This is a genomic window from Sphingobium sp. 3R8, from assembly GCF_020166615.1.
Taxonomy (GTDB): Bacteria; Pseudomonadota; Alphaproteobacteria; order Sphingomonadales; family Sphingomonadaceae; genus Sphingobium; species Sphingobium bisphenolicum.
On record NZ_JAIQXR010000011.1, the window covers coordinates 140,340 to 147,674 of the forward strand.

Below are 7,335 nucleotides of genomic sequence, written 5' to 3' on the forward strand. Positions count from 1 at the left end.
CGTTTGCGTGATCCTTCGCGTTCTGAAATATGTTCGCGCCATTCGTACGCGGGACGGACGGAGGATACTGTCTTCTTATTGAAATCTGGATAGGCCTGTACCTGCATAATGCGCCCATACGACATAGTGGACGCCAGAATATATTGCAGGTGAGGTGTTGAATGAACCGAAATTCCCGGTACCTATTGTCGCACACGAGTGTTATCGCTGCTCTGGCAGCTCTGGTGCTCCCGGCCATCGCGAATGCCCAGGACAAGCCGCAGACCAATGATCTGTCTTCGGCGGACATCATCGTCACGGCGCAGTTCCGCTCTCAGAAGTTGCAAGACACGCCTTTGGCTATCACCGCCCTGACGGCCGAAACCATCGAGCAGCGCAACCAGGTCAATGTCGCCGATATTGCGGGCAACGCGCCTAACGTCACCGTCCTCAAGGGCGGCTCCGGCTATGGCATGACGCCCAGCATCAACATCCGCGGCATCGGTGCGGGGGATTTCAACTTCGCGCTCAGCCCTGCTGTCGGCGTCTATCTCGACGACGTCTATGTGCCGACATTATTTGGTTCCGCTTCCGATCTGGTCGATATCGATCGCATCGAAATGCTCCGCGGGCCGCAGGGCACATTGTCGGGCAAAAATTCGCTCGGCGGTGCGATCAAGATTTTCTCGAAGGCGCCTGACAATGATTTCGGCGGTTATATCGAGGCCGGTTATGGATCCTACGATACCGTCCGCCTGCGTGGCGCGGTTACCATTCCGCTGGTGCAGGACATATTGTCGATGCGCATCACCGCCGCCTATTCGCGCGAAGACGGCTATGTGACGCGCAAGGATTATGGCTGCCTCAACCCCGGATCGGGGATTGCCGCCGTAACCACCGCGTCCAATTGCGTGCTGGGCAAGGAAGGCGGGACCGATCATAAGGGCATTCGCGCACAGGTGCGCTGGACCCCGACGCCCGCGCTTCAGGTCGACCTGAGCGCAGACTACGCAAAGATCGACGACCAGCCGGCCGCGACCAAATTAATTTATGCGCGCAATCTTCAGGGCATTCCCGAAACCAATTTCGCGCAGTTTCTGACCAGCGAACGCTTCACCAATTACGCGACCTATTGCGTTCCAGAGCTAAACTATTGTGCGCCTGCCGTCGCAAAGACGGCGCCATGGGGCGTTTCGGGACGGATCAACTACGCGATCAATGACAATTTGTCGTTTGTCACCATCTCTGCCTACCGCGCTTATAAGGCGCATTTCGTATCCGATGGCGACGGCGGCCCGTTGTCAGGCAATCTGCTGGATAACTATCTCAATTATCGCTCTTTCACGCAGGAATTGCGCCTGAGCGGCAAGACCGACCGGCTCGACTGGACGGTCGGCGCCTATTATTCCGACGACCGCGGCGTGCAGTCCGGCCGCCAGAATCTGGGCTATGTCGGTTCGCCCTTCGGCCCGCAGCTCGCCGACTTCAACCAGAACGATGTCGTTACGTCAGGCAGCATAGCCGGCTTCGTACACGGCACCTACCAGGTCACGGACAAGCTCAACCTGACGCTGGGCTATCGCTACACCCATGACAAGCGCGACTATACCTTCAACCGCACGCCCAATACGCCTGGGGCCGCGCTCACGGCATCGACCGATGGGCTGACCAGCAAGTTCCGCGGCAATTCCAGCGACTATCGCGCGACGCTCGATTATCGCTGGTCCAATGCCTTCATGACTTATGCGACCTTTTCGACAGGCTTTCGTGGCGGCGGCATCAATCCCCGGCCGTTCGTGCCCAGCCAAGTGCAAGCCTTTGGACCCGAGCGGCTGCAAAATTACGAAATCGGATTCAAGAGCGACCTTTTCGATCGCAAATTGACGCTGAACGTCAGCGCCTTCTTCGACAAATATAAGGATATCCAGGAGTCGATCACGAGCGGTTATGGCGGCTTCCCGATTTCAGCGATACCGCTCAATTCGGGGGATGCGCACCTCAAGGGCGCAGAACTGGAATTTTCCGCACGTCCTGCCCAAGGCCTGTCGTTCGACGGGTCGCTCAGCTATATCGATTTCAAGTTCAAGCGGCTGTCCGCCGACGCTTTGGCATCCGGCCTCACCTATGACATGATTTCGCCTTTCACGCCGAAATGGAAAGCCAGCATCGGCGCCCAATATCAAATCCCGCTTGGTACATTTGGTACATTGACCCCGCGTTTGGACGTCAATTACCAGTCCAGCCTCTATACGCAGGCCGTCAATAGCGCCTTCAACCAGCTCAGCGGTTATACGGTACTGAATGGCAAGCTGACACTCGTACCGGAATCCTCGCCATGGCAGCTGTCCTTGGCGGTCACTAACCTGACCAACAAATATTATTATCTCAACATTGACGACACCTATCCCGGCACGGGATCGACGCGCGCAACGCCGGCGCGACCGCGCACGGTGTTCCTGTCGGTCAAACGATCTTTCTGAAGATTGCCGCGTGCCCCCAATGCGACCTTTCGTTCAAGGGGGCACGCGAACCGGGAAAGGGAATGGCATGGCCATAACGTCGAACTTGGATGAGACGACCATCACCGACGCCGTGCTGAGCAGCATCAGCGACACCGCTTCGCTACGGACTCGTCAGATCAGCAGCGCCCTGATCCGCCATCTGCATGCCTTCATCAGAGAGGTCGAGCCGACCGAAAGGGAATGGGCGTCTGGCATCGACTTCCTCACCCGCACTGGCCATATGTCGAACGAGGCGCGGCAGGAATTCATCCTGCTGTCCGATACGCTCGGCGTATCCATGCTGGTCGATGCCATCAACCACCGCCTGCCCTCCAATGCCACCGCGACAACCGTGTTCGGACCATTTTACGTCCCTCCCCCCGCTTTTGCCGATGGCGACGATATCGGGGCGGGACTGGACAGCCTGCCGCTTTACATTTCCGGGTTCGTAAGGTCGACGGACGGATCGCCGCTATGCAACGCCATCGTCGATATCTGGCATTGCGACGCCGATGGCTTTTACGATCTCCAAAAACTGGAAAGCCAGCCAGGCCTGTCAGGTCGTGGGCGCTTTCACACTCAGGCCGATGGCAGCTTTCGCCTATGGACGGTGCGGCCCTGCGCCTATCCCATACCCACCGACGGCCCCGTGGGCGAAATGCTCGTCGCCCAAGGGCGCTCGCCTTATCGACCCGAACATGTCCATTTTCTCGTGGAAGCGTCAGGACACAAGCGGCTTGTGACGCATTTGTTTGCATCCGGAGATGACGTGCTCAAATCCGACGTCGTATTCGGCGTGAAGGATTCCCTGATCCGCCATTTCGAGCACCATCAGGACGGCGTGGCGCCGGATGGGCGGACGATGTCAGGGACATGGTTCACCCTGCGCGGCGATTTCACCTTGGCCCTGAGCGAATAAACCCTGCGCCTAGCGCTCATAGGGTTTATCGACTTTGCGCAGCGACGGCAATCTTGCGCCGATGAGCGCCGTCACAGCGACGGTGGCAAGCCCACCCGCTACAATCGCCGGTATCAACCCGAACCAATAGGCCGTCAGCCCGGATTCGAACGCTCCGATCTGGTTGGAACTGCTGATGAAGATGCCGTTCACTGCCCCGACGCGCCCCCGCAATTCAGGGGGAGTACGTAGCTGGACCAGCGCACTGCGGATATGGATGCTTACCATATCCGCCGCCCCGATCGCCGCGAGTATTGCCAGCGTGAGCGAGAAGTGTCGAGATAGGCCGAACGCACAGGTCAGCAGTCCGAACAGCGCGGTCGTCGCCAGAAGCGTGCGCCCGGCATTGCGCTGAACCGGATGCCGCGCAATCCAAAGACCGACAAGAACAGCGCCCACACCCGGCGCCGATCGCAGGAAGCCCAGTTCGACAGGCCCGGTATGCAGCACATCGACCGCATAGGCCGGAAGCAGTGCGGTGGCGCCCCCCAGCAACACGGCGAGCATATCGAGTGCCATGGCCCCTCCAAGCACATGATCGCGTCGGATAACGCCAAAGCCGGCAAATATCGATTTGAGCCCCGGCGATTGGCCTGAGGGCAATGCCGCCACTCTCGGCAGAATTGCAGCGGCGCCGGCAGCCGCCATGAACAGAATCAGCGCCATGAGATAGGTCGCTTGCGGTGCCAGAGCATAGAGCGCACCGCCTGCCATTGGCCCTATAAGCGTGCCGATCTTGGCAATCGACGTGGTCCAGGCGACCGCGCCTGCTACATGCTCGCGTGCCACCGTACTGGGAATGAGCGCGGTATTGATGGGATGGTCGAAAGCCCGCGTCGCGCCGGTCACCAGAGCCGCACCGAAAAGGGCCAAAGTCAGGCCGGTCGTCGACAAACTGGCAAGAACGAGCATGGCCGCAGTCGCGGCATTGAATAACTGGACAACCAGCGCGACCCGTCCTGGCGCAAACCTGTCCGTCAAATGCCCGGCCGGCAGTGCCAGAAGCAATGTCGGCCCAAACTGGATCAGGCCTAGCAAACCAAGGTCCAGCGTTGATCGACTGATCTCATAAAGCTGCAACGCCAAAGCGAAGGCGACCATCTGGCTGCCCAGCGTTGCAAACGCGCGGAGCATCCAGACGAACCGAAACGGACCTTCAAAAGGTGAGAATGCAACCGTTCCGTGCGCCAAATTACCGTGCCTTATCGTCGTATCAACCGACAGCCTGTCGTTGTCATGTCAATCCAATGCACAACCGCGCAAGGCTCTGCTTTCAAACGGCAGCGATCCGTTCATTGATGGTGCGTTGGGCCAGCATGGCAGCGGTCCGCTCGTAGGCGAGACCAGGGTTGGTCCGCGCCATCGAGATATCGCGGAAGTAGCGCTGCATCCGGCTGCCATTCTTGGCCGACGTGCTGGTCCCCGCCGCCTGATAAAGCAGATCGATCACGTCGCCCGAAAGCTTTGCAGCATGCTGCAGCCCGGCCTGAATGCGCATGTCGTCGATTTCGCTATATAGGCGCGCGTCGACGACCCCCGCTGCGCAATAGTCCATATAGGATTGCGCGCCCGAAAGAACGGCGTTACGCGCCGCTTCCAACATACCCAAAGCTAGGCCATAAGGCCGTAGGAAGTCTTGAACGCCGCCGCCTAGACCTGGAGGGCCGCTGGCTGGCGCGTCAAGTTTGCGCTTGATGATCCGCTCAAATTCGTCGAGCGCCGCAAAACCCACACCAACCAGGATCGAGGTGATCTCGGTTTGGAAGAAGCCGAACATGCGGCCGGAATACATCGGGTTCCCGTGAAGATGATAGCCTTCGGTGCCCCCATCGATATCGATGGAAAACAGGTTTTGGCGCACGACGAGCGACTTTGGGACCAGCGCTTTGTCGACGCGGATGCTGTTCGATCCGCTGGCACGCAAGCCAATGAAATCGCCCCAGTTGTCAAGCATTTCCCATTGTTCGCGCGGCACCAGCGCAGTGCCGAACACTGGCCCGGCAGACGGTGTCTTTTCGATCAGCCGTACACCGAAGATCGCATAATTGCTGTGCGGCGAACCCGAACAATAGTCCCACAGCCCATCAATGATCCAGCCATCGTCGGTTTCGGTCGCCGTGCCGCTGGGCACGCCGCGCGCCGGGGCGGCAAATTCGCCGTCGTCGCCAAACGCGATATCCTGGCCTTCCTTAGTGAATAGGCCTGCAACGTTCAGAGAATGTGCGGAGGCGAGGCAGAAACCCCAGCCCGTACCGGGACAGCCGCGCGCAATTTCCATGATCACGCGTGCGAAAACAGGCAGGTCGAACTCGTACCCGCCATACATTTTGGGCTGGAGAACGCGGTACAGGCCCGCCTCGCGAAAGCGCTCGTGCATGGCATCCGAATAGGTGCCGCGTTCTTCGCAATTGGCCTGATCCTCAACGAGCAGCGGGCGGAAGGCAGCGGCGCGGGCGACGATTTCATCCGGCGTAAGGCCAGGCTCAGGTTGCGCGAGGCCAGCGTAGTCGTCGCGCAGTGCGGTTGTCTGGATACTCACGGCTCGCTCACTCCTGGTCAGTAACTGGGACTGTAATGGATCGGGGTCGCCTGATCGGACAAGGCGACCGCGCAAGCCGTCCGCCACACGTACGCCTGCCGGGCAAAGAACCTGTCGAAGATGCACGCTGCTGGCCAAAAGCATATCGGCACAAGCCAAGCTGGAGGCTGTGATATGAACCACCCTGTTAAGCCGCGTATTCCTGCCGTGGATTTTGGAGCGATGACGGATGCTCAGAAGATCGCTGCGGCGATCGTCGCGCAGGGTCCTAGAGGCTCGGTCCGCGGTCCGTTCGCCATATTATTGAACAGCCCTGGCGCGTTCGGTGCCGTTCAGGCGCTCGGAACCTATCTCCGGTTTGAAAGCACGATACCCGCCAATCTGCGCGAACTCGCCATTCTGGCGACGGCGCGTCATTGGCGCCAAGAATATGAGTGGCAGGTCCATGCCGTGATTGCGCAGGAGGAGGGACTCAGCACGAAGGCAATCGCATCGATCGCCGCAGGCTTTCCGATCGAGGACGCATCGGCCGAGGAGGAACTTATCCATGCTTTTTGCAGCCAGCTTCATAACGACAACGGTGTTGACGATGCGACCTATGCTCGGATCGAAAATCTGCTGGGCCGCGAAGGCGTTATCGATCTGAGCGCGATATGCGGCTATTATGCGCTGTTGGCGATGGTCATGAATGTCGCCCGCAATCCCGTTCCGACCGGGACATTATTCCCTGCGCCTTAAAGCGCCGCATTGGTATCTATTGGATGGGCGGCAGATCGATTAAGCGCGATAGCCGAGACTTAGCGCTACTTTGGCAGAAGTTTGATTTTTGGGATTCCCATGGCGCTGCTTGCGTGATTCATGGGGAGCCAGCTTTGACGGCGGCTGGCGATGGACGAGGACTGGCAGGCGGATCTTGAGCTTTGGCTCGCGCCTTATCTGGAAGGTGAGTAGCCCCGGCTTTTCAGGAGGCTCCAACTTGTGAGAAGGAGCATCCGTGATGAGCAAGACGACGAACAAATTTTCTCCTGAAGTCCGCGAACGCGCGGTCCGTATGGTCATGGAGGAAATGGGAAGTGATGAAGTCGATCGCGGCGAAGATCGGCTGCTCGCTGGAGACGCTGCGCCGCTGGTGCCGCGAGGAGGCGAGCCGACGAGCGGGACCAGCGGCGCTGGCTGCCGATGACCGTGAGCGGCTGAGGTTACTTGAGCGCGAAGTGAAGGAACTGCGCCGGGCTAACGAGATTTTGCGCAAGGCATCAGCATATTTTGCGATGGCGGAGCCCGACCGCCCCGGGAAATGATGATGGCGTTCATCGACGCCCATCGTGAGGATTTGGGGATCGAGCCGATCTGCCGCG

Annotated in this window: 6 protein-coding genes, 1 pseudogene and 1 other annotated feature; of the genes and pseudogenes, 4 read left to right on the plus strand and 3 right to left on the minus strand. The window is 59.2% G+C overall.

Annotated features, from left to right (window positions below; all coding sequences use genetic code 11):
• Positions 1-224 precede the first annotated feature (224 nt).
• Together K9B33_RS12515 and K9B33_RS12520 are read left to right on the plus strand one after the other, a co-directional pair.
• Complete coding sequence (locus K9B33_RS12515; RefSeq protein WP_224549162.1) at positions 225-2,459, plus strand: TonB-dependent receptor; 2,235 nt, start codon at positions 225-227, stop codon at positions 2,457-2,459.
• A gap of 67 nt (positions 2,460-2,526) precedes the next feature.
• Entirely contained in the window at positions 2,527-3,399 is an 873-nt protein-coding gene (locus tag K9B33_RS12520; protein ID WP_224549163.1) for a dioxygenase, read from the plus strand.
• Positions 3,400-3,408: 9 nt separating this feature from the next.
• Here K9B33_RS12520 and K9B33_RS12525 read toward each other — a convergent pair whose 3' ends face one another.
• Entirely contained in the window at positions 3,409-4,629 is a 1,221-nt protein-coding gene (locus K9B33_RS12525; protein WP_224549164.1) for an MFS transporter, read from the minus strand.
• A gap of 82 nt (positions 4,630-4,711) precedes the next feature.
• Positions 4,712-5,977 (minus strand): acyl-CoA dehydrogenase family protein, encoded by a 1,266-nt coding sequence (locus K9B33_RS12530; RefSeq protein ID WP_224549165.1) that lies wholly within the window; start codon positions 5,975-5,977, stop codon positions 4,712-4,714.
• A gap of 222 nt (positions 5,978-6,199) precedes the next feature.
• On the opposite strand from K9B33_RS12530, the gene K9B33_RS12535 reads away from it, so the two are divergent.
• Complete coding sequence (locus tag K9B33_RS12535; RefSeq protein ID WP_224549166.1) at positions 6,200-6,715, plus strand: carboxymuconolactone decarboxylase family protein; 516 nt, start codon at positions 6,200-6,202, stop codon at positions 6,713-6,715.
• A gap of 39 nt (positions 6,716-6,754) precedes the next feature.
• Here the strand turns inward: K9B33_RS12535 and K9B33_RS12540 are convergent, their stop codons facing one another.
• Complete coding sequence (locus tag K9B33_RS12540; RefSeq protein ID WP_224549175.1) at positions 6,755-6,994, minus strand: hypothetical protein; 240 nt, start codon at positions 6,992-6,994, stop codon at positions 6,755-6,757.
• On the opposite strand from K9B33_RS12540, the pseudogene K9B33_RS12545 reads away from it, so the two are divergent.
• Positions 6,975-7,335, plus strand: a pseudogene (locus K9B33_RS12545) (transposase); the annotation flags it as partial. The gene K9B33_RS12540 and the pseudogene K9B33_RS12545 overlap by 20 nt on opposite strands.
• Positions 7,236-7,335 (plus strand) — a sequence feature (AL1L pseudoknot). This feature is flagged as partial in the annotation. It overlaps the preceding pseudogene by 100 nt.